Below are 20,618 nucleotides of genomic sequence, written 5' to 3'. Positions count from 1 at the left end.
CCAATAAGCTCATGGCCTTCGGCTCCTTCAACCATCATCGCAATCCGGGCCCGATGGCTGACATCAACGTCACGCCGATGGTGGACGTGATGCTGGTCCTGCTGGTGATTTTCATTCTGGCCGCGCCGATGTTCACCGGATCGGTGCAGCTGGAACTGCCGAAGGCGCAAGCGCCGGCCACGCCGTCGGCGCCGGCCGCCACGGTCACGCTGTCGATCGACGGCAAGGGCAAGATATTCTGGAATAACGATCCGGTCGACCAGGCCGCGCTGGACGCGCGCTTTGTCGCTGCGGCCAGGCTGGACCCGCAACCGGAACTGCAACTGCGCGCCGACAAGGACACCCGCTACGAAATCGTGGCGCAGGTGATGGCCGCCGCGCAGAGCAATGGACTAACGAAATTGGGCTTCGTTACCGATCCCAAGGAGAAAAAATAATGGCAACCGCAGAACTGAATGGCGCAGCCATCACCGATTTCCCCAGCTTCCACGCCGCCTGCAAGGCCGCGATGGGCTTTCCCGACACCTATGGCAACACCATGGATGCGTGGGTCGATTGCCTGAGCTATCTGCGCGATGAAGACGGCATGAGCAAGTTCCGCCTGAAGCCGAATGAAGTGCTGGAAATCGTCATCAAGGACGCGCCGGCCATGCAGGCCGCCGTGCCCGATATTCTGGAAGAATTGACGTACTGCGTGGCCGGCCTCAACGAGCGCTATGAAGACTACGGCGAGAAGCCGGCCATGAAACTTACGCTGCGCTAGCAGGCGCCGCGCCGGCCGGCACGGCGTTCGGGATCTGCGACCTGGCGCCGGTTTCGCCCGGCGCCAGCGTCAGCACCTCGAAGCCGGTTTCGGTCACGTGCACCATGTGTTCCCATTGCGCCGACAGCGATTTGTCGCGCGTCTCGACGGTCCAGCCGTCGCTCAATTCCTTCGTCGCCGCCCTGCCGGCATTGATCATCGGCTCGATGGTGAACAGCATGCCTGGCTTGAGCACCATGCCCTGGCCGGGACGGCCGTAGTGCGTCACCTGCGGGTCTTCGTGGTAGACCATGCCGATGCCGTGGCCGCAGTAATCCAGCACCACGCTGTAGCCGGCCTTTTCGGCCACGGTCTGGATCGCAAAGCCGACATCGCCCAGCGTCGCCTTCGGCTTGACGGCGCGGATGCCGGCCCACATGGCGGCGTAGGTGGTCTCCACCAGCTTGCGGGTTGGCTTGGACGGTTCGCCGACGTAGTACATGCGACTGGTGTCGCCGTGCCAGCCATCCTTGATGACGGCGACGTCGATGTTGATGATGTCGCCATCCTTCAGCACCTGTTCGGCCGACGGAATGCCGTGGCACACCACGTGGTTGACCGAACTGCACACGGTGGCCGGGAAGCCGCCGTAGCCGACGTTGGCCGGAATCGCCTGCTGCACGTTGACGATGTAGTCGTTGCACAGCTGGTCGAGGTAGGCCGTGGTCACGCCTGGCTTGACGTGGGGGGCGATCATGGTCAGCACGTCGGCCGCCAGTTGGGCGGCGACGCGGGCCTGGACCATTTGCTCAGGCGTTTTGATGAGATTGGCGTTACGGCGGGACATGGGATGGCCTCTTTATTTGCAGAGGCAGTATTTTCCCACAATCGCTAGCGCACCGCTTTCAAATCGAAGTGGGGGTTGTAGATCAACCCCAGCACATTGCCGAACGGGTCGGCCAGTTCCACCGTTTTGATGCTCTCGCCGACATCCTGGATGGCGCCGTGGATGTTGGCGCCCAGCGCGGTGATGCGGGCGACTTCCGCCTCGATGTCATCGACGCCCCAGTAGACCGTGCTGCCGGTGGTGCCGGGTGTACCGTCCGGGATCAGGCCCAGTTCAAAGCCGCCGATGCTGAAGCCGACGTAGAACGGCTGGTCGAAATACGGCGCGGCGCCGAACACCTTGGTGTACCACTCCTTGGCGGCGGCCAGGTCTTTAACCGGATAAGCTACTGTACGCAATCCATTGATCATGAGTGTCTCCTGCAAAGTTGGTGAAAACACCATCTTGGCACATCAGGCAGCGGTTTGATTGGAAAAATGGAAACGCTCGGGCGCGCTCCCGGCGAATTCCTGGAAATCGTGAATCAGGTGCGACTGGTCGAAGTAACCGCAGTCCAGCGCCAGTTGCGCCCAGTCCGGCGCCGCGCCGCGTGCAGTCTTGATCGCAGCCGTGGCCTGGCGAAAGCGGCAAATCCGCGCAAACAGCTTGGGCGACAGGCCGACATGCTGACGGAACTGTGCCGCCAGATGCTGGCGCGACACGCCCAGCCCGGCTGCCGCCTGCTCAACGCGCACATCGCCACTGCCCTCCAGCGTTGCCAGCGCCCGCTGCACCAGCGCCAGGCCGCCCGTCGCCGCGCCTGACGCATTCACGTCGGCGGCGCGCAGCCGCCGCAACAGCTCGCGCTCGATGATGGCCAGCCGCGCCCGTTCAGGCGCGTCACTGGTCCATAGCGCATCGGCCAGCCGGTGGGCATCGCTGCGTCCCCACAGCAAATCGATATCCGCCCGCTGATCGGTCAGCGCGTGCAGCGGCGCCGCCAGAAACAATCCCGCCATCCCCGGCTTGAAGCGCACCGCCAACGTCCGCACCGGCCGCGCGCTGGGAACCAGAATGGACGAGGACATCATCCCGACCGCAAACCCCTGCTGGCCGCCATCCTGCCAAAGAATATCCACACAATTATCCGGCAACACCCGATGCGTATGCGCCGCCGCCGGCGCCAGCGCCGTCCACACGCAGTCTACATACGCGGCTAAGGCAGGGTGCGGTGGATATTCTCGGTAGTCCATCCAGATAGTATGCCACGCACGAATAGTGCACAGCCCTTTTCTCCGATGATGTAAGCTGGAAATAATGTTTATTTTTTACTGATATTGGTTAGGGCGAACGTGGGCGAGAAAGCGATCATCCGGTTAGGCGACAAAACATCGCACAATGGTACGGTGCTGGAGGGCTACCAGGACACTATCTGTATGGGCAAGCCCGTCGCGGGTATTGGTCATAAAGTCAGCTGTCCCAAGTGCTCAGGCTCACACACCATTGTCGAAGGGGTGATGAGTTTTTTTGTGATGGGGCGGAATATCGCCGTTGACGGCATGAAAACATCCTGCGGCGCGGTGCTGATCGCCAGTCAGCAGACCGATACCGTGGAGGCCGGAGGTGGCGCTGCGCCAGCCGAGGCAGCTGCAGGGAGCGCCGCAGCGGCTGCAGCTGCCAGCGCGGCCGCCGTTGCAGCTGCCGCCGCGCTGGCAGCCAGTGCCTTCGATGAGCAATTCCAGCTGGTCGACAGGCAGGGCAAGCCGCTGGCCAACGCCGCCTATAAAATCGTGGCTGCCAGCGGTCAGGAGGTGGAGGGGGTCACCGACGCCAGTGGCAAGACCCAACGCATCAAGACGGCGGCCGCCGAACAATTACAGATTTATCTGAAGAGCTGACTATGGCCGAATTCCTGCTGGTGGGCACTGCCGTCACCAATTCCGTTACCAGCTCGCTGGTCCAGGTGCAGGTCGATGACCTGTTGTGCACGATCACCATTGTGCCCAATGAACTGGGCGACAGCCTGCCGACCATTCAAAAGGCGTCGCGTACCCTGAATAACAAAGTTCTGTATCACCTCAAGTTAAAAGCCCGGCTGGTTCAGCGTGCCGGCGGCAAGCCGGCGCCAGGACATGTGCTGGCACTGAAATCGAGCCGTCCTGGCGACAAGCTGACCGTGCCGCCGAAGACCGACGACAATGGCGAGCTGGTGTTTACCATCGAGACCCGTGAAAAAGGCGAGGCGGTGATCACTACCACTACCCAAGGCGTCACGCTGGCCGAGTTCAAGGTCACTTTCAAAGAAGCCTGGTACGAGGAAAAATTCAAGATCACCGGCTATAACGTGTGCGACGAGGCCGATTTCACCGGTACCCTGGTCGACGGCACCGGGCTGGATGAAAAGCATAAGGAAGATTTTCTCTTCGGCGCGGCTGGCGTGCCGATGCAGGGCACGGGCAAGGGTACGGACGGCCGCTACATTCGCCTGCAGTCCTTTGAAGGCGGCTGGCACCGGAATGCGCGCGGCAATCGGGACCACGTCAATACGCAGTCGAGCGTGACATTCGCCTATGCCGATGGTGTGATAGGCTCATTCAATCCGGTCAGCGCCAACCATTCGATTGCGGTCGATCCGCACGTGATTCCGAAAAAAGGCAAGGTCCATATCGAAAGCGTGGGAGAGCGCTGGGCGGACGACCGCGGTAGCGCCATCCAGAATTATCATATCGATAATTTTCTCGGCGCAGGCAAGGCGGTGGTCACGGCCTGGACCAAGGGTGAAGTCAACGGCACACAGCGGCGCGTCAAGTATTTGGGAGAATAAAGATGGTCTGGATTCGTATTGCGCTGGCGGCCAGCGCGCTGGCGCTGAGCCTGCATGTCGAAGCGGCGGCGTTCAAGGACGTGTATGTCGACGATGGTGGTCAGGTACATCTGGTGACAGCGGCCGGCAAGGACCTGCGCATCGTTAGCAAGAGCGCCGCCATCAATCCGCAACTGGCCCCGGATGGCAACAGTGCCGCCTGGCTGGTGATGGCGCGCGCTGACGCCAAGGGCGAAGCCGGTGCCAATGAGGTGCGTCTGTACCGCGATGGCAAGGCCCGCGCAATCAAGTGCGAACCCTTCATCCGTGATTTCTGGTTCTGGAAAGGCGGCAGCCGGATTGCCATCGACTGCGGCGGCAGCCACTTCGCAGGCCGTGAAAACCTCTACGACAGCGCCACGCTGAAGCTACTGGAGAGCTTCGACCAAGCCACGGTGCCGACTGAAAAAAGACCTGAATGGTCATCTTCCAGTGACCGCTATCAGCCAGATTGAGGTCGCCGCAGGGTTACGCGCTCAGCGGGTGAATGAACCGGTATAATGTCCGGTTCATATTCACTATTTGGCCGCGTACCGATCATGCAAGATAAATATAGTCCCGCCGACGTAGAAAAAGCCGCGCAATCCCACTGGAAGGCGATCGACGCCTATAAAGCCGTCGAACACGACCCGCGCTTCCCGAAAGGTAAATACTATGCCTGCTCGATGCTGCCTTACCCATCGGGCAAGCTGCACATGGGCCACGTCCGCAACTATACGATCAATGACGTGATGTACCGCTACCTGCGCATGAACGGCTACAACGTGCTGATGCCGATGGGCTGGGACGCCTTCGGCATGCCGGCCGAGAATGCGGCGATGGCCAACAACGTGCCGCCGGCGCAATGGACCTACTCGAACATCGCCCACATGCGCTCGCAGATGGAGCTGATGGGCCTGGCCATCGACTGGTCGCGCGAAATGACCGCGTGCAAGCCGGAATACTACAAATGGAACCAGTGGATGTTCCTCAAGATGCTGGAAAAAGGCATCATCTACAAAAAGACCGGCACCGTGAACTGGGACCCGGTCGACCAGACCGTGCTGGCCAACGAACAGGTTATCGACGGCAAGGGCTGGCGCTCGGGCGCGGTGATCGAGAAGCGCGAGATTCCGATGTACTACGCGCGCATCACCGATTACGCCGATGAGCTGCTGGGCTATGTCGACGACAAGCTGCCAGGCTGGCCTGAGCGCGTGCGCATCATGCAGTCCAACTGGATCGGCAAATCGACCGGCGTGCGCTTCGCCTTCCCGCACCAGATCAAGGATGCCGACGGCGCGCTGATCGGCGACGGCAAGATGTACGTGTTCACCACCCGTCCGGACACCGTGATGGGCGTGACCTTCTGCGCCGTCGCTGCCGAGCATCCGCTGGCCGTGCTGGCTGCGCAGACCAATCCGGAACTGGCCGCCTTCAACGCCGAGTGCAAACTGGGCTCCGTCATCGAAGCCGACATGGCGACGATGGAGAAGAAGGGCATGCCGACCGGCCTGTTCGTCACCCATCCGATCACCGGCGACCAGGTGGAAGTCTGGGTCGGCAACTACGTGCTGATGACCTACGGCGACGGCGCCGTGATGGGCGTGCCTGCGCACGACGAACGCGATTTCGCCTTCGCCAAAAAATACAATCTGCCGATCAAGCAGGTCATCCGCGCCGAAGGTCAGGAATTCTCCACCGAAGCCTGGCAGGAATGGTACGGCGACAAAGAGATTTCGATCGTCACCAACTCCGGTAAGTACGACGGCCTGCGCTACGCCGAAGCTGTCGATGCAGTGGCCGCCGACATGGCCGCCCTCGGCCTGGGCGAGAAGAAGATCACCTTCCGCCTGCGCGACTGGGGTATCTCGCGCCAGCGCTACTGGGGCACGCCGATCCCGATGATCAACTGCGCCGATTGCGGCTCGGTGCCGGTGCCGGAAAAAGACCTGCCGGTGGTGCTGCCGGAAGACTGCGTCCCTGATGGCAGCGGCAACCCGCTGAACAAGTACGAAGCGTTCCTCAAGTGCGACTGCCCGCAGTGCGGCAAGCCTGCGCGCCGCGAAACCGACACCATGGATACCTTCGTCGATTCGTCGTGGTACTACATGCGCTATACCTCGCCAGGCTCGAACGACGCCATGGTCGATGCGCGCAACGATTACTGGATGCCGATGGACCAGTACATCGGCGGCATCGAACACGCGGTGCTGCACCTGCTGTACGCGCGCTTCTGGACCAAGGTGATGCGCGATTTCGGCCTGGTGAAATTCGACGAGCCGTTCACCAACCTGCTGACCCAGGGCATGGTGCTGAACGAGACCTACTACCGCGAAGAAGACTCCGGCAAGAAGATCTGGTTCAACCCGGCCGACGTCGACCTGACGCTGGACGACAAGGGCCGTCCGCAAGGTGCGACCCTGAAAGACGACGGCCAGCCGGTGCAGATCGGCGGCACCGAGAAGATGTCGAAGTCGAAGAACAACGGCATCGACCCGCAAGCGCAGATCGAACAATACGGCGCCGACACCGCGCGCCTGTTCACCATGTTCGCCTCGCCGCCGGAGCAGACGCTGGAATGGTCGGGCAGCGGCGTGGAAGGCGCCAACCGCTTCCTGCGCCGCGTGTGGGCCTTTGGCTACGCGCAGCGTGAAGCCATCGCCGCCGCCGGCGCGCCGCTGGCCGCTGTTGCTACTTCCGACGCCAGCAAAGCGCTGCGCCGCGAAGTGCACAAGGTGCTGCAGCAGGCCGACTACGACGTCAAGCGCATCCAGTACAACACCGTGGTATCGGCCTGCATGAAGATGCTCAACACGCTGGAATCGGCCAAGGACGTGGAAGCGGCCGTGCTGTCGGAAGGCTATGCGATCTTCCTGCGCCTGCTGAACCCCGTGGCGCCGCACATCACCCACGTGCTGTGGAAAGAGCTGGGCTACGCTGGTGATATCCTCGACGCGGCCTGGCCGCAGGTTGATCCGGCCGCGCTGGAACAATCGGAAATCGAGATGATGATCCAGGTGAACGGCAAGCTGCGTGGCAGCGTGGTGGTGGCCAAGGGCGCCGACAAGGCATCCATCGAAGCCGCCGCACTGGCCAACGAAGCGGTACAGAAGTTCATCGAGGGCACGCCGAAGAAGATCATCGTGGTGCCGGGCAAGCTGGTTAACATCGTAGTGTAAAGAGAACTATGGCGACTACTCTGAAGTTTTTCCGTCGCGGCGCGCTGTATGCCGCCGTGCTGGCCGCATCGTTGACGGTGACGGCCTGCGGTTTCCACCTGCGCGGCGACAGCGGCCATTACACGCTGCCGTTCCCGACGATTTATGTGGGACTGCCGGAGTCGTCGCCATTGGCGATTGATCTGAAGCGCAATATCCGCGCCAACGGCGGCACCACGGTGGTCGCCAGCGCCAAGGATGCCGATGGCGTGGTCGATGTCCTGAGCAATCCGGAAAAGACCAAGACCAAGACCATTCTGTCGCTGAACAACAATGGCCGCGTGCGACAGTACCTGCTGACCTACAGCATTCTGTTCCGCGTCCTCGACAAGCAGGGCAAGGAGCTGCTGGCGCCGACGCAGATCACGCTGACCCGGCCGATCGACTTTAACGAAACCCAGCTGCTGGCCAAGGAACAGGAAGAAGCCTTGCTGTACAAGGACATGCAGACCGACCTGGTACAGCAGATGATGCGCCGCATCGCCGCCGTCAAGACGTCCGGCATGTCGTTGCCGCCGCTGGCGCCGACGCCGCTGCCGGGGGGCGTGCAGCCATCGGGCCAGCCGTCGACGATTCCGCCGGCCGTGCCGATTCAGTAAAGGCGCCGCATGCAATTACGGTTGGAGGCGCTGGACGGCCATTTGAGCAAATCGCTGTCGCAGCTGTACGTCATCACCAGCGACGAGCATCTGCTGGCGCTGGAGGCTGCGGACAAGATCCGCAAGACCGCGCGCGCGCAAGGCTATTCCGAGCGTGACGTGCTGACCGTGGAGCGTAGCTTCAAGTGGGGCGAACTGCTGGCGGCCAATCAGGCGCTGTCGCTGTTCGGTGACAAGAAGCTGATCGAGCTGCGCATCCCGACCGGCAAGCCGGGCAAGGATGGCGGCGCGGCGCTGCAAAACTATGTAAAAGATCTGAGTCCGGACAACCTGACTTTGATCACACTGCCAAAGCTGGACTGGCAGACGCAGAAGGCGGCCTGGGTCGCCAGTCTGCAACAGGCGGCGGTGTATATCGACATCCCGCAGGTGGAACGGGCGCAGTTGCCCAATTGGATAGGCCAGCGCCTTGCCCAACAAGGGCAAAGCGCGGATCGGCAGAGCATTGATTTCATCGCCGATCGCGTGGAAGGCAATCTGCTTGCGGCCCATCAGGAGATTCAAAAACTGGCCTTGCTGCACGAGCCGGGCAAGCTGACCTTCGAGCAGGTGCACGAGGCGGTGCTGAATGTGGCGCGCTACGATGTGTTCAAGCTCAGTGAAGCGATGCTGGCGGGCGATCCGGCGCGGTTGATCCGCATGCTGGACGGCCTGAAAGGCGAGGGCGAAGCGCTGCCGCTGGTGCTGTGGGCGGTGTCGGAGGAAATCCGCACGCTGCTCAAGCTGAAGGCGGGCATGGCGCAAGGCCGGCCTTTGGGTGCGCTGCTGAAGGAGCATCGCATCTGGGGACCGAAGGAACGCATGATGGACCCGGCGCTGCGCCGCCTGTCGCTGCCGACGCTGGAGGCGGCAATGAAGGATGCAGCGCAAGTGGACAAGATGATTAAAGGGCTGCGCGCGAAAGCGTATGCCGGCGATGCCTGGGACGCCATGCTGCAATTGGCCCTGAAAGTCGCCCGCGGCTGATAACCGCCGTCGTCCTCGCGCAAGCGGGGACCCATAGAACGCTAGCACAGTATGGGTCCCCGCGTTCGCGAGGACGACGGCGCAGGGGATAACGATGGACATCAAGCAGTACATGGAACAACTGGGCCAGCGGGCGCGCAAGGCATCGCGCGCCATGGCCCGTGCCGACAGCGCCGCGCGCAACCGCGCGCTGACGCTGATCGCCGATGCAATTGAACGCGACGCCGACGCGCTGCGCGCCGCCAACCAGCTGGATATGGACGCCGCCGCTGCCAACGGCCTGGAACCGGCGATGCTGGACCGCCTGGCGCTGTCGGACAAGGCCATCGCCACCATGGTCGAAGGCCTGCGCCAGATCGTCGCGCTGCCGGACCCGATCGGCGAAATCTCGGGCCTCAAATTCCGCCCGACCGGCATCCAGGTCGGCCAGATGCGGGTGCCGCTGGGCGTGATCGGCATCATCTACGAATCGCGCCCGAACGTGACGGTGGATGCGGCAGGGCTGTGCATCAAGAGCGGCAACGCCACCATCCTGCGCGGCGGCTCGGAAGCGATCCACTGCAACCGCGCGCTGGCCAGGCTGGTCAAGGAAGGCCTGGAAGGCGCGGGCCTGCCGGCCGATGGCGTGCAGGTGGTGGACACCACCGACCGCGCCGCCGTCGGCGCCCTGATCACCATGCCGCAATATGTGGACGTGATCGTGCCGCGCGGCGGCAAGAGCCTGATCGCGCGCCTGATGGCCGAAGCCACGGTGCCGATGATTAAGCACCTGGACGGCATCTGCCACGTCTACATCGACGCCAAGGCCGATATGAAGAAAGCGGTGGACATCGGCTTCAACGCCAAGTGCCACCGCTACGGCACCTGCAACACGATGGAAACGCTGCTGGTGGCGCGTGCGATCGCGCCGGCGGTGCTGCCGCAACTGGCCGCGCTGTACGCGACCAAAGAAGTCGAACTGCGCGCCGATCCGGAAGCGAAAGCCATCCTGGCCGGCTACCCGCACCTGGTGGACGCGACGGAAGAGGATTGGTCGACCGAATATCTGGCGCCGATTCTGGCGGTCAAAGTGGTAGAGGATATGGACGAGGCGATGGATCACATCAGCGCTTACTCGTCCAGGCACACGGAAGCGATCATCACCGAAGACCATTCGGCGGCGATGCGCTTCCTGCGCGAAGTGGATTCGGCGTCGGTGATGATCAACGCCTCGACGCGCTTTGCGGACGGTTTTGAGTATGGCCTGGGCGCGGAGATCGGCATCTCCAACGACAAGCTGCACGCACGCGGCCCGGTCGGCCTGGAAGGTCTGACCTCGCTGAAATACGTGGTATTCGGCCACGGAGAAGTTAGACAATAAGGATCGCTCATGCTGTACCTCTGGATCAAAGCACTGCACATCTTCTTCGTCATCGCCTGGATGGCCGGCGTGTTCTACCTGCCGCGCATCTTCGTCAACCTGGCGATGGAGACCGATCGCAACACCACCGAGCGCCTGCTGCTGATGGCGCGCAAGCTGTATCGTTTTTCAATGTGGCTGTCGGTGTTTGCGGTGGTGTTCGGGGCGTACCTGATCTATCTGGCGTACGGCGCGCACATGCCGGGCTGGCTGCACGCCAAGCTGGCGCTGGTGGTGGTGGTGATCGGCTATCACCATATGTGCGGCGGCATCCTGAAGCGCTTCGAGCGCGGCGAGAATAAACGTAGTCACAAGTGGTTCCGGGTGTTTAATGAGCTGCCGGTGTTCCTGATGCTGGGCATCGTGCTGCTGGTGGTGGTCAAGCCTTTCTAAAGGAAGCATCATGAGCAAAGTGTGTCAGTACTTCTTTGCAGCGCATTCGCCGTGGGCGTATCTGGGCCACGAGCGCTTCGTCGCGCTGGCGCAGAAACATGGCGTGCAGGTGGAGTTGAAGCCTTGCGACTTGAGCAAGGTGTTTGGCGTGTCGGGTGGCCTGCCGCTGGCCAAACGCGCGCCGCAGCGGCAGGCTTACCGCCTGCTGGAGCTCGCGCGCTGGTCGGAGTATCTCGGTATTCCGCTCAAGACGCAGCCGCAGTTTTTCCCGGTGTCGCCGGAGCTGGCCAACAAGATGATCGTCGCCGCGCGCATTTCGCATGGCACCGACGTCGCCTTGACGCTGGCCGGCGCCATCATGCGCGCGCTGTGGGCGGAAGACCGGAATATCGGCGATGAAGCCACGCTGGTGCAGATTGCCGGCGGTTGCGAGCTGGATGGCAAGGCGCTGGTCAAGTCGGCGGAAACGGCCAGTGCGCAGGCCGAGTATGACCGCAATACGGACGATGCGAACGCCGCCAGCGTGTTCGGATCGCCGTGGTATGTGTTGGAAGGCGAAAGCTTCTGGGGCCAGGATCGTCTGGACTTCCTGGAGCGCGCAATGCAGAAATAACCGTCGTTCCCGCGCAGGCGGGAATCCATGCTGAGCGTGCCGGGTATGGGCTCCCGCTGTTGCGGAAGCGACGACGGCACGGTTTATTAACGGACAAAAGGTACACCTATGGCATCCTTCTTTTGCCCATGCCCGCGCGGCATGGAAGCGGCGTTAGCCGAAGAACTGCGCGAAATCGCACAACACAGCACCACCCTCAAGGTGCACAACGAAGTACCGGGCGGCGTGCATGCATCGGGCGAATTGACCGACGCTTATCTCATGAATCTGCACTCGCGCATTGCGTCGCGCGTGCTGATGCGCATGGCTGCCGGCGGCTACAAGAACGAAAACGACATCTACGACCTGACCCTGGAGCAGCCATGGGAAGAATGGTTCGGCTACGACCACACCATCCGCGTGGATCTCACGGCGGTGAAGTCCCCGCTGAAAAGCCTGGAATTCACCACGCTGAAGATCAAGGACGCGATCTGCGACCGCTTCCTCGATCAATATAAGAAGCGTCCTTCGGTCGATACCAAGGAACCGGACATGCGTATCTTCGGCTTCGTCGACGCGCACCAGTTCATCGTCTACCTGGATACCTCGGGCGAGGCGCTGTTCAAGCGCGGCTGGCGTACCGAGACCGGCGACGCGCCGCTGCGCGAAAACCTGGCCGCCGGCCTGCTGCGCGTGGCCGGCTGGAAGCCGGGCATACCGCTGTTCGACCCGATGTGCGGTTCCGGCACCATCCTGTGCGAAGCGGCGCAGATGGTGCAGGGCGTGCCGCCGGGCGCGCGCCGCCGTTTCGCGTTCGAGAAGTTCCATGACTTCGACGCCAAGGTGTGGCAGGACATGAAGGCGGCCATCAAGCCGAATCCGCTGCCGTCCGAGCCGACCATTTTCGGTTCCGATATTTCGGGCGATATGGTGGAGATGGCGCGTCACAACCTGCGCAGCGCGGGCATTCTGTTTGATGTGCCGATGAAGCAGATCGAGGCGCAGCAGGTGCAGGCGCCGACCTCGGTGCCGGGCATTTTGCTGACCAATCCTCCGTACGGCGAGCGTATCGGCGTGCGTGGCGACAGCACCTTGCCGCAGGATGAACTGGCCAACAGCTTCTATGCGGATTTCAGCAGCACGCTGAAGCAGCGCTTTGCCGGTTGGACGGTGTATCTGTTTACGGCGGATCTGGGCGTGCCCAAGCTGCTGCGCTTGAAGGAGTCGCGCAAGACGCCATTCTTCAACGGCGCGCTGGAATGCCGTTTGTTCCGCTTCGATATGGTGGCCGGCTTTAACCGCCGCGAGGCCGCCAAGCCAAAAGAGTAAGCGCGCGGCGTTCTCGCGCAGGCGGGAACCCATGCGCCGCCAGCCCTCATGCTGCGTATGGATTCCCGCTGGCGCGGGAATGACGGGGCAGGGCAAACCTGACCGGAAACCGTTATGCTGCCTACTCCTCCCGCCGACCTGCCCGACCAGGACCTCGATCACGACGTCCCGCCCCCCGAACCATCGCACCGCAAACCCCTCACCGCCGCCGCGCTGGCCGTGATGCTGGCCGGGCTGTCGATGATCGGCCCGTTCTCCATCGACGCCTACCTGCCGGCTTTCCCCAACATCCAGTCCACGCTGCACGCCACGCCGCTGGAAGTGCAGCAAAGCCTCACCTTCTATATGCTGGCCTTCGCCGGCATGGTGTTGTGGCACGGCGCATTGTCGGACGCCTTCGGCCGCCGCAACGTCATCCTGGTGTCGCTGGCGATGTTCGCCATCGGCACGCTGGGCTGCGCTTCCGCCCACACCGTCCACTACCTGTGGGTTTTCCGCATCATGCAAGGCATTTCGGCCGGCGCCGGCGTGGTGGTCGGCCGCGCCATTATCCGCGACCTGTATGCGGATGCCGCCGCCGCCCGTCTGCTGTCGCTGGTGACCATGATCTTTTCGATCGCCCCGGCTATCGCGCCGATTCTGGGCGGCTGGATCGTCACGCTGTTCGACTGGCGCGCCATCTTCCTGTCGCTGCTGGCCTACAGCACGCTGCTGTTTATTTTCTGCTATCGCCGCCTGCCGGAGACGCTGCCGCCGGAGAAGCGCCACCCGTTCAATCCGCGCTTCCTGGTCCGCAATTACAGCGAAATCCTGCGCTCGCCGCTGTTCCACCTGAAGACCGGCGTGGTGGCGCTGAATTTCGCCGGCCTGTTTATCTACATCGCCGCCGCGCCGGTGTTCCTGCCCGAGGAACTGCACCTCGGGCCGTCGCAATTCGCCTGGCTGTTCATCCCCTCGGTGAGCGGCATCTTCCTCGGCGCGCTGGCCGCCAACCGCATCGCCGGCAAGATGCCCTTCGCGCGCCAGATCGGCATCGGTTTCTGCTTCCTGCTGGCGGCATCCAGTGTCAATCTGTTGTATCACAGCTTGTTGCCGCCGGCGCTGCCGTGGACCGTGCTGCCGATGTTGTTTTATACGTTCGGGATGTCGATGGTGGCGCCGGGGGCGACGCTGCTGGCGCTGGACCTGTTCCCTCACATCCGGGGTACGGTCGCCTCGGTGCAGTCGTTCGCGGTCACCCTGCTGGGCGCCATCGTGGCGGGGGTGATTGCCCCGTTTCTCTCACATTCGGCTTTGTGGTTAGCCGCCGGACAGATGGCCTTTAGTGCCTCTGCTCTCGCTTTGTGGTTGACGTCGCGTCATTACCGGCGCATGCTAGCGCGCTATCCGGCCTGATAAACGTTAACGACAGGAAAGTGGCTTAGTTGAGAAAGAAATTTTTCCACGTGTTAAGTTATTATCAGACTTTATGCTAAGATAATTTTTTAGCGCGATTATTTTAGGTCCGAAACGCGCTTGGAACCCGCATGAAACCTAACGTTGGTGGAATTTGGCCGTTGAGTTCCGCTCTTTGATCGATGTCTACTGGCGGCAATGTTTGATACGATGCATCAACAATCTGATCATGATATTCGCAATCGACTGCTGATTGCCCGTCTGCCGGCCATGCCGCAGATACTCATCAAGTTGATTGAGCACTTGCAAGCCGACGACGCCGGCATGCCGGAGCTGGCCGCCCTCATCGCCAAGGACGCGGCGATGACCAGCAAGATCCTCACTGTCGCCAACAGCTCGGCCTACCATCGCAACCAGCGCACGGTGGGCCTGGAGCAGTCGCTGGTATCGCTCGGCACCGACATGATCAAGACGCTGGTGATCAGCGAATCGGTGTTCCAGACCTTTAACAGCTTCCCGCATTCCGCCAGCACCGACTTGCGCGGCTTCTGGAAAGGCTCGCTGACCACCGCCGTCATCGCCCGCGACGTCGCCCGCCAGATGGAATACCCGCACGTGGAAGAGGCCTACCTGGCCGGTCTGCTGCACAACGTCGGCCGCCTCGCGCTGCTGGCCACGGCGCCCAAAGAATACGCCTTCAACTTTACCGCGCGCGATGACGAAGACCTGTGCGCGGTCGAACAACGCACGCTGCAAATCACCCACTCGGAAGCCGGCGCCTGGCTGATCGAACGCTGGAACCTCGATTCCTTCTTGGCCGACAGCGTGCTGTATCACCATGAACCGATTAGCCGCCTGGAAGCGGCGCACCCGCTGATCCGCATCGTGCGCCTGGCGCACCTGCTGTGCTGCCACGAAGACCAGGAGCAGGCCATCGAGCAGGCGGCGCGCCTGTGCAACCTGGATGGCGAGAAGCTGGAGCAGATCGTCAGCAACGCCGCGCGCCAGGTGGAGAAGTCGGCCAATTACCTGGGCATCGACCTGGCCGGCGCCGACGATATCGTCGCCCCGGCGGCGTATGCGCCGCCGCTGGTCGATCCGGTGCAGCAGCGGCTGTCGGAAGAGGTCCGCAACATCATGCTGGTGTCCGAGATGGGCCAGACCTTCGCGCGCCAGCATGGCGAAGCGGGCCTGCTGGAAGCCATCACGCGCTCGGCGCGCATCCTGTTCGACCTGGAAAACGCCGTGCTGCTGCTGGAGAATCCCACCGGCCACGCGCTGCACGGCGTATCGACCGGCGAGGGCCAGCAACGGCTGGCCGAATTCGTGATCCCGCTGAACAAGGGCGGCGTGGTGGCGCAGGCGGCGCTGGAGCGCAAGCTGGCCTATATCAGCCGTGACCCCGGCCGCGAAAGCCCGGCGCTCAACGTCTCGGAAGAACAGCTGTTCCGCATTCTCGGCAGCGACAGCATGGTGTGCCTGCCGCTGGTGGCCAACCAGCGCTGCCTCGGTGTGCTGATTGGCGGCGCGCCGGCGTGGCAGCTGCAAACGCTGCAAAAGCGCGAGCGCTTCCTGCAGTCGTTCGGCACCCAGGCCGCCACCTCGCTGGAAACGGCGCTGAGCGAGCGCGGTCACGCCAGGCGCCAGATCGCCCACGTGGCGGAAGAATACCGCGAAGCCTCGCGCCGCGTGGTGCATGAGGTGAACAACCCGCTGTCCATCATCAAGAACTACCTGTCGGTGCTGGACAGCAAACTGGCGCGCCGCGAGCCGGTGGTCGGCGAGATGTCGATCCTGAACGAGGAGATCGACCGCGTCGGCCAGCTGATTAACGGGCTGGCCGATTTGCAGCCGACCGAAACCTCGCGCGTCACCGACGTCGCCAAGGTGGTGGACGACGTGCTGCGCCTGTTCCGCGCCACCGACTTCGTGCCGGCCTCGGTGCAGATCGTGGTGCGCATGCAGGAGGAGCCGGCGGAGATCGACGGCGACGCCGACATGCTCAAGCAAGTGCTGGTTAACCTGATCAAGAACGCCATCGAAGCGCTGGCCGATGGCGGCAAGATCGAGATTTCGAATCGCGGCCACGTCAACCGTGACCGCAAGCTGTATCTGGAACTGGTGGTGAGCGACACCGGTCCGGGTTTGTCGGCAGACGTGCTGGCCAACCTGTTCTCTCCTGTGCAAAGCAGCAAGGAGGGCGCTCACCATGGCCTGGGACTGTCCATCGTCCATAGCCTGGTCAAGAAACTGCAAGGCCTGATTACCTGCCGTTCCGGCAAAACGGGTACTACCTTTGAAATCCTGCTGCCAGCCAAAGGCAGTACCAGCCAACTCACCGGCGTGACAACGCGGGTGATGGATTCCGCTTAAGGCCATGATGAACCTGAACTCTTTCGACCTAGCCCCCGTCGAACCTCTGTCTTCTGATAATCGTCCCCGTCTGCTGCTTGTCGATGACGAACCGCGCCTGCTGTCGTCGTTGTATGAGTTGCTGCGAGACCGCGATTACCATCTGGTGACCGCCACCTGCGGCAGCGAGGCGCTGGCGCAGCTGACCAAGATGAAATTCGATCTGATCCTGCTCGACCTGCGCCTGCCCGATATGAGCGGCCATGAGATCATGGATTACATCAACGCCCGCGACATCGACTGCGATGTGATCATGATGAGCGGTGATGTCGGCATCGAAGCGGCCATCGGCGCGCTGAAGCGCGGCGCCTACGACTACCTGCGCAAGCCGTACAGCCGCGAGGAGTTGCTCAAGACCGTCAAGAACGCGCTGCAGAAGCGTCAGCTGGCGGTGGAGAACGAGCGCATCGCCGGCCAGCTGGAAAACTCGGAGAAAATGTACCGCTACCTGGTGGACTCGTCGCCGGACATCATCTACACGCTGAACCACGAAGGCAAATTCACGTTCGTGAACGACCGCGTGCAGCAGCTGCTAGGCTTTACGCGCGAAGAGCTGATCGGCCGCCATTACTCGGTGCTGGTGCACGATGAAGACCAGGAGCGCGCGCGCTATGCGTTCAACGAGCGCCGCGTCGATGAACGGGCTTCGCGCAACGTCGAGCTGCGCCTCAAGTGCCATCCCGGCAGCGGCGCCGGCGGTGGCGTCGAGCGCACCTTCAACAATACGCTGATGACGATTTCGCTCAACGCGATCGGCATGCACGTTCCCGACCACGACGTGAAGACGCGCGAGTTCTTCGGCACCTACGGCGTGGCGCGCGACATCACGGACCGCAAGCGCGCCGAGGAAGTGATTTCGTACCAGGCCTATCACGACATCCTGACCGACCTGCCGAACCGCATGCTGTTCAAGGACCGTCTGGGCCTGGCCGTGATCCAGGCCAAGCGCAAACTGACCGAGCTGGCGGTGATGTTCGTCGATCTGGACCGCTTCAAGCTGGTCAACGATACGCTGGGCCACGTCAAAGGCGACGAACTGCTGCAGCAGGTGGCGGCGCGCCTGAAGGATTGCCTGCGCCGCGGCGATACGCTGGCGCGCCAGGGCGGCGACGAATTCACCATCGTGCTGCCGGAGCTGCGCGACCGCCAGGACGCCAAGGCCATCGCCGACAAGTTCCTGGAAAGCCTGCAACGGCCGTTCGACCTGGATGGGCACGAGGTGCACATCTCGGCCTCGATCGGCATCGCGGTGTATCCGACCGACGGCGAAACCATCGACGAACTGCTGCGCCATGCGGACATCGCCATGTATCAGGTGAAAGCGCTGGGCAAGAATGGCCACAGCTTCTATCACAACTCGATGCTGGATGTGTCGCACCAGAAGATCGCGCTGGAACAGGCGCTGCGCAAGGCGCTGGAGCACAACGAGCTGGAAATGTATTACCAGCCGCAGCTGGACGTGGCCACCGGCCGCATCATCGGCGCCGAAGGGCTGATGCGCTGGAACCATCCGCAGCGCGGTTTGCTGTCGGCCGGCGAGTTTTTGCCGTTCGCCGAAGAGAATGGCCTGATGCTGCCGATCTCCGACTGGATGCTGGGCGCCCTGTGCCGCGACCTGCTGCAATGGAACGCGGCCGGCGGCGAGGCGATCCGCCTGTCGCTGAATCTGTCGCCGCAGTATCTGGACCGCGGCGACTTCTTCGAGAAGATGCGCGGCGCGCTGACGCGCTACGGCATTTCGCCGGCGCAGATCGAGGTCGAGATCACCGAGAATATCTGCATCCGCAATCCGCAGTATGCGATCGATCAGCTCAACAAATTGTGCCAGCTGGGGGTGTCGGTGGCGATCGACGATTTCGGCACCGGCTATTCGTCGCTGGCGTATCTGCACCGCTTCCCGATCCACACCATCAAGATCGACCAGTCCTTCGTCAAGGAGATCCACGACGAGAACGGCCACTATCCGGTGATTTTAGCGATCATCTCGATCGCGCGCGGACTGGGTCTGCACCTGGTGGCGGAAGGCGTGGAGACCGACGTGCAGTCGCGTTACCTCGAAGCCAATGGCTGCACCACGATGCAGGGCTATCTGTACCACCGCCCGATTTCGCTGGAGAGCTTTATCGATGTGCTGCACGAACAGAACCGCCGTTATGCGTCGCCGGTGACGGTGGCCGAGTATGAACCCTCAATGATCGCGATTCAGGCCTGATGACGAAGTACGGTCCCAACGACGCCGACGCCAGTAACGGCAGCACGTACACCGCAGAATTCCTGCGCGTGAAGGGACTGGCCGAGCGCGGCGTCGCCAACGCCCAGCATAGCCTGGGCTTTATGTACTTCAACGGCCAGGGCGTTGCCCAGAGCTTCGAGCTGGCGGTGGTGTGGTATCGCCAGGCCGCGCAATCGGGACTGGAACACGCGCAGTACAACCTGGGCGTGATGTATCAGAAGGGCCAGGGCGTCGAGCAGAATTTCGAGGAGGCGGCGGCGTGGTACCGCAAGGCGGCGGAGCAGGGCTATGCGGCCGCGCAGTACAACCTGGGCTGGCTGTACGCCAAGGGTCAGGGCGTGCCGAATGATACGCAGCAGGCCATGCTGTGGTTCAGCAAGGCGGCCGAGCAGGGCGACGCCGGCGCGCAGAATAACCTCGGCATGATGTACGACACCGGCAAGGGCGTGCCGCAGGACTTCAAGCAGGCCATCTTCTGGTACCGCAAGGCGGCGGAGCAGGGCTATGCGCGCGCGCAGTTCAACCTGGGCCTGCGCTATGACAATGGCCAGGGCGTGCAGCAGGATGTGGGGCAGGCGCTGTCGTGGTATCGCAAGGCCGCCGATCAGGGCTATGCAGCGGCGCAGTTCAACCTGGCGCTGCGCTTCGACAAAGGCGACGGCATCGCGCAGGATTCGCAGAAGGCCATCCTGTGGTATCGCCGCGCGGCGGAGCAGGACCATGCGAGCTCGCAGTTCAACCTGGGCCTGATCTACGATAACGGCCAGGGAGTGCCGCGCGACGAGCAGAAGGCGCTGGACTGGTATCGCAAGGCGGCCGAGCAGGGGCACGCGGCGGCGCAGAATAACCTCGGCCTGCGCTATGACCATGGCCAGGGCGTGGAGCAGGATTACGAACAGGCGCAGCTCTGGTATCGCAAGGCGGCGGAGCAGGGCTTCCCCGGCGCGCAGTACCACCTCGGCATGCTGTACGACGCCGGCCATGGCGTCATGATGGATCACCAGGAGGCGATCTTCTGGTACCGCAAGGCCGCCGACCAGGGGCATTTGCGGGCGCAGTTCGACCTCGGCCTGCGCTACGAGACGGGACGCGGCGTGCCGCAGGATTATCGCAAGGCGATGGGCTGGTACCGGCGCGCCGCCGAGCAGGATTATGCGGCGGCCCAGTACAGCCTTGGCCTGCTGTTCGATAACGACGACGGCCCGCAGCCCGACAGCGTGCAGGCCACGCAATGGTATCGCAAAGCGGCCGAGCAGAATCACACGCAGGCGCAGTTTGCACTGGGTCTGCGCTATGACAATGGCCTCGGCGTGCCGCGCGATTACGCGCAGGCGCACCACTGGTATCTGCAGGCGGCCAGCCAGGGCCACGTGCGGGCGCAGTTCAATCTGGGCCTGATGTATCTGGCCGGGCAGGGCGTGCAGACGGACGCCGGCCAGGCCTGGATGTGGCTGACCATGGCGGCCCGCGCCGGCTTCAACGCCGCCGCCCGCTACCTGCCCAACGCCGCCAGCCGCATGGAGCCGGCCCAGCTCGCGCTGCTGCGTGAGCGCATGGACGGCTCGCCGGGCTAAGCGCGCGGTTCAAGTCTTGCCCTGCTTTGCCGTTA

Annotated in this window: 19 protein-coding genes; 16 read left to right on the top strand and 3 right to left on the bottom strand. The window is 62.7% G+C overall.

Annotated features, from left to right (window positions below; genetic code table 11):
- Window positions 1-11 precede the first annotated feature (11 nt).
- Together GTP55_RS08615 and GTP55_RS08610 are read left to right on the top strand one after the other, a co-directional pair.
- Window positions 12-437: an ExbD/TolR family protein gene (locus GTP55_RS08615; protein ID WP_161044523.1), complete on the top strand. Its 426-nt coding sequence runs from the start codon at window positions 12-14 to the stop codon at window positions 435-437.
- Window positions 437-763, top strand: coding sequence for a barstar family protein (locus GTP55_RS08610; RefSeq protein WP_161044522.1), 327 nt, complete (start codon window positions 437-439; stop codon window positions 761-763). Before GTP55_RS08615 ends, GTP55_RS08610 begins: the two co-directional genes overlap by 1 nt.
- Here the strand turns inward: GTP55_RS08610 and map are convergent.
- Genes map through GTP55_RS08595 form a run of 3 tightly spaced genes read right to left on the bottom strand, consistent with a single transcriptional unit; the run spans window position 750 to window position 2,821 of the window.
- A complete protein-coding gene (map, locus tag GTP55_RS08605) occupies window positions 750-1,589 on the bottom strand; it encodes a type I methionyl aminopeptidase (RefSeq protein ID WP_161044521.1) in 840 nt (279 codons plus the stop codon). The genes GTP55_RS08610 and map overlap by 14 nt on opposite strands.
- Before the next feature lie 44 nt (window positions 1,590-1,633).
- Entirely contained in the window at window positions 1,634-1,999 is a 366-nt protein-coding gene (locus GTP55_RS08600; protein WP_161044520.1) for a VOC family protein, read from the bottom strand.
- A gap of 42 nt (window positions 2,000-2,041) precedes the next feature.
- Window positions 2,042-2,821, bottom strand: a complete 780-nt coding sequence (locus GTP55_RS08595; RefSeq protein WP_161044519.1) for a DUF6597 domain-containing transcriptional factor — start codon at window positions 2,819-2,821, stop codon at window positions 2,042-2,044.
- Window positions 2,822-2,920: 99 nt separating this feature from the next.
- On the opposite strand from GTP55_RS08595, the gene GTP55_RS08590 reads away from it, so the two are divergent.
- The 14 genes from GTP55_RS08590 to GTP55_RS08525 all read left to right on the top strand — a co-directional run bounded on the left by GTP55_RS08590 (window position 2,921) and on the right by GTP55_RS08525 (window position 20,583).
- Window positions 2,921-3,466 carry a PAAR domain-containing protein gene (locus GTP55_RS08590; RefSeq protein ID WP_161044518.1) on the top strand — a complete coding sequence of 182 codons (546 nt, stop codon included), beginning with the start codon at window positions 2,921-2,923 and terminating at the stop codon, window positions 3,464-3,466.
- A 2-nt stretch (window positions 3,467-3,468) separates the two neighbouring features.
- Window positions 3,469-4,392 carry a 3D domain-containing protein gene (locus tag GTP55_RS29530; protein WP_202423624.1) on the top strand — a complete coding sequence of 308 codons (924 nt, stop codon included), beginning with the start codon at window positions 3,469-3,471 and terminating at the stop codon, window positions 4,390-4,392.
- 2 nt (window positions 4,393-4,394) lie between these two features.
- Window positions 4,395-4,886: a hypothetical protein gene (locus tag GTP55_RS08580; RefSeq protein ID WP_161044517.1), complete on the top strand. Its 492-nt coding sequence runs from the start codon at window positions 4,395-4,397 to the stop codon at window positions 4,884-4,886.
- Window positions 4,887-4,970: 84 nt separating this feature from the next.
- Window positions 4,971-7,592 carry a leucine--tRNA ligase gene (gene leuS / locus GTP55_RS08575; protein ID WP_161044516.1) on the top strand — a complete coding sequence of 874 codons (2,622 nt, stop codon included), beginning with the start codon at window positions 4,971-4,973 and terminating at the stop codon, window positions 7,590-7,592.
- A gap of 8 nt (window positions 7,593-7,600) precedes the next feature.
- Window positions 7,601-8,230, top strand: a complete 630-nt coding sequence (locus tag GTP55_RS08570) for an LPS-assembly lipoprotein LptE (RefSeq protein WP_161044515.1) — start codon at window positions 7,601-7,603, stop codon at window positions 8,228-8,230.
- 9 nt (window positions 8,231-8,239) lie between these two features.
- Window positions 8,240-9,256 (top strand): DNA polymerase III subunit delta, encoded by a 1,017-nt coding sequence (holA, locus tag GTP55_RS08565; RefSeq protein ID WP_161044514.1) that lies wholly within the window; start codon window positions 8,240-8,242, stop codon window positions 9,254-9,256.
- Between the two features lie 94 nt (window positions 9,257-9,350).
- Complete coding sequence (locus GTP55_RS08560; protein WP_161044513.1) at window positions 9,351-10,616, top strand: glutamate-5-semialdehyde dehydrogenase; 1,266 nt, start codon at window positions 9,351-9,353, stop codon at window positions 10,614-10,616.
- 9 nt (window positions 10,617-10,625) lie between these two features.
- Entirely contained in the window at window positions 10,626-11,048 is a 423-nt protein-coding gene (locus tag GTP55_RS08555) for a CopD family protein (RefSeq protein ID WP_161044512.1), read from the top strand.
- A 10-nt stretch (window positions 11,049-11,058) separates the two neighbouring features.
- On the top strand, window positions 11,059-11,661 hold the full coding sequence (locus tag GTP55_RS08550; RefSeq protein ID WP_161044511.1) for a 2-hydroxychromene-2-carboxylate isomerase: 603 nt from the start codon (window positions 11,059-11,061) through the stop codon (window positions 11,659-11,661).
- A gap of 108 nt (window positions 11,662-11,769) precedes the next feature.
- Window positions 11,770-12,969 (top strand): THUMP domain-containing class I SAM-dependent RNA methyltransferase, encoded by a 1,200-nt coding sequence (locus GTP55_RS08545; RefSeq protein WP_371868308.1) that lies wholly within the window; start codon window positions 11,770-11,772, stop codon window positions 12,967-12,969.
- A 114-nt stretch (window positions 12,970-13,083) separates the two neighbouring features.
- The gene (locus GTP55_RS08540; RefSeq protein WP_161044510.1) at window positions 13,084-14,364 is read left to right on the top strand and encodes a multidrug effflux MFS transporter; all 1,281 of its coding nucleotides are present in this window, start codon (window positions 13,084-13,086) and stop codon (window positions 14,362-14,364) included.
- Between the two features lie 270 nt (window positions 14,365-14,634).
- Window positions 14,635-16,737 (top strand): HDOD domain-containing protein, encoded by a 2,103-nt coding sequence (locus tag GTP55_RS08535; protein ID WP_161044509.1) that lies wholly within the window; start codon window positions 14,635-14,637, stop codon window positions 16,735-16,737.
- Window positions 16,738-16,744: 7 nt separating this feature from the next.
- Window positions 16,745-18,988 carry an EAL domain-containing protein gene (locus tag GTP55_RS08530; protein WP_229257836.1) on the top strand — a complete coding sequence of 748 codons (2,244 nt, stop codon included), beginning with the start codon at window positions 16,745-16,747 and terminating at the stop codon, window positions 18,986-18,988.
- Window positions 18,988-20,583, top strand: coding sequence for an SEL1-like repeat protein (locus tag GTP55_RS08525; RefSeq protein ID WP_161044508.1), 1,596 nt, complete (start codon window positions 18,988-18,990; stop codon window positions 20,581-20,583). Before GTP55_RS08530 ends, GTP55_RS08525 begins: the two co-directional genes overlap by 1 nt.
- Window positions 20,584-20,618 lie beyond the last annotated feature (35 nt).

The organism is Duganella margarita, assembly GCF_009857535.1.
Taxonomy (GTDB): Bacteria; Pseudomonadota; Gammaproteobacteria; order Burkholderiales; family Burkholderiaceae_D; genus Rugamonas; species Rugamonas margarita.
Note: the sequence above shows the minus strand (reverse complement) of the source record. Positions and strands in the feature narration are given on the sequence as shown.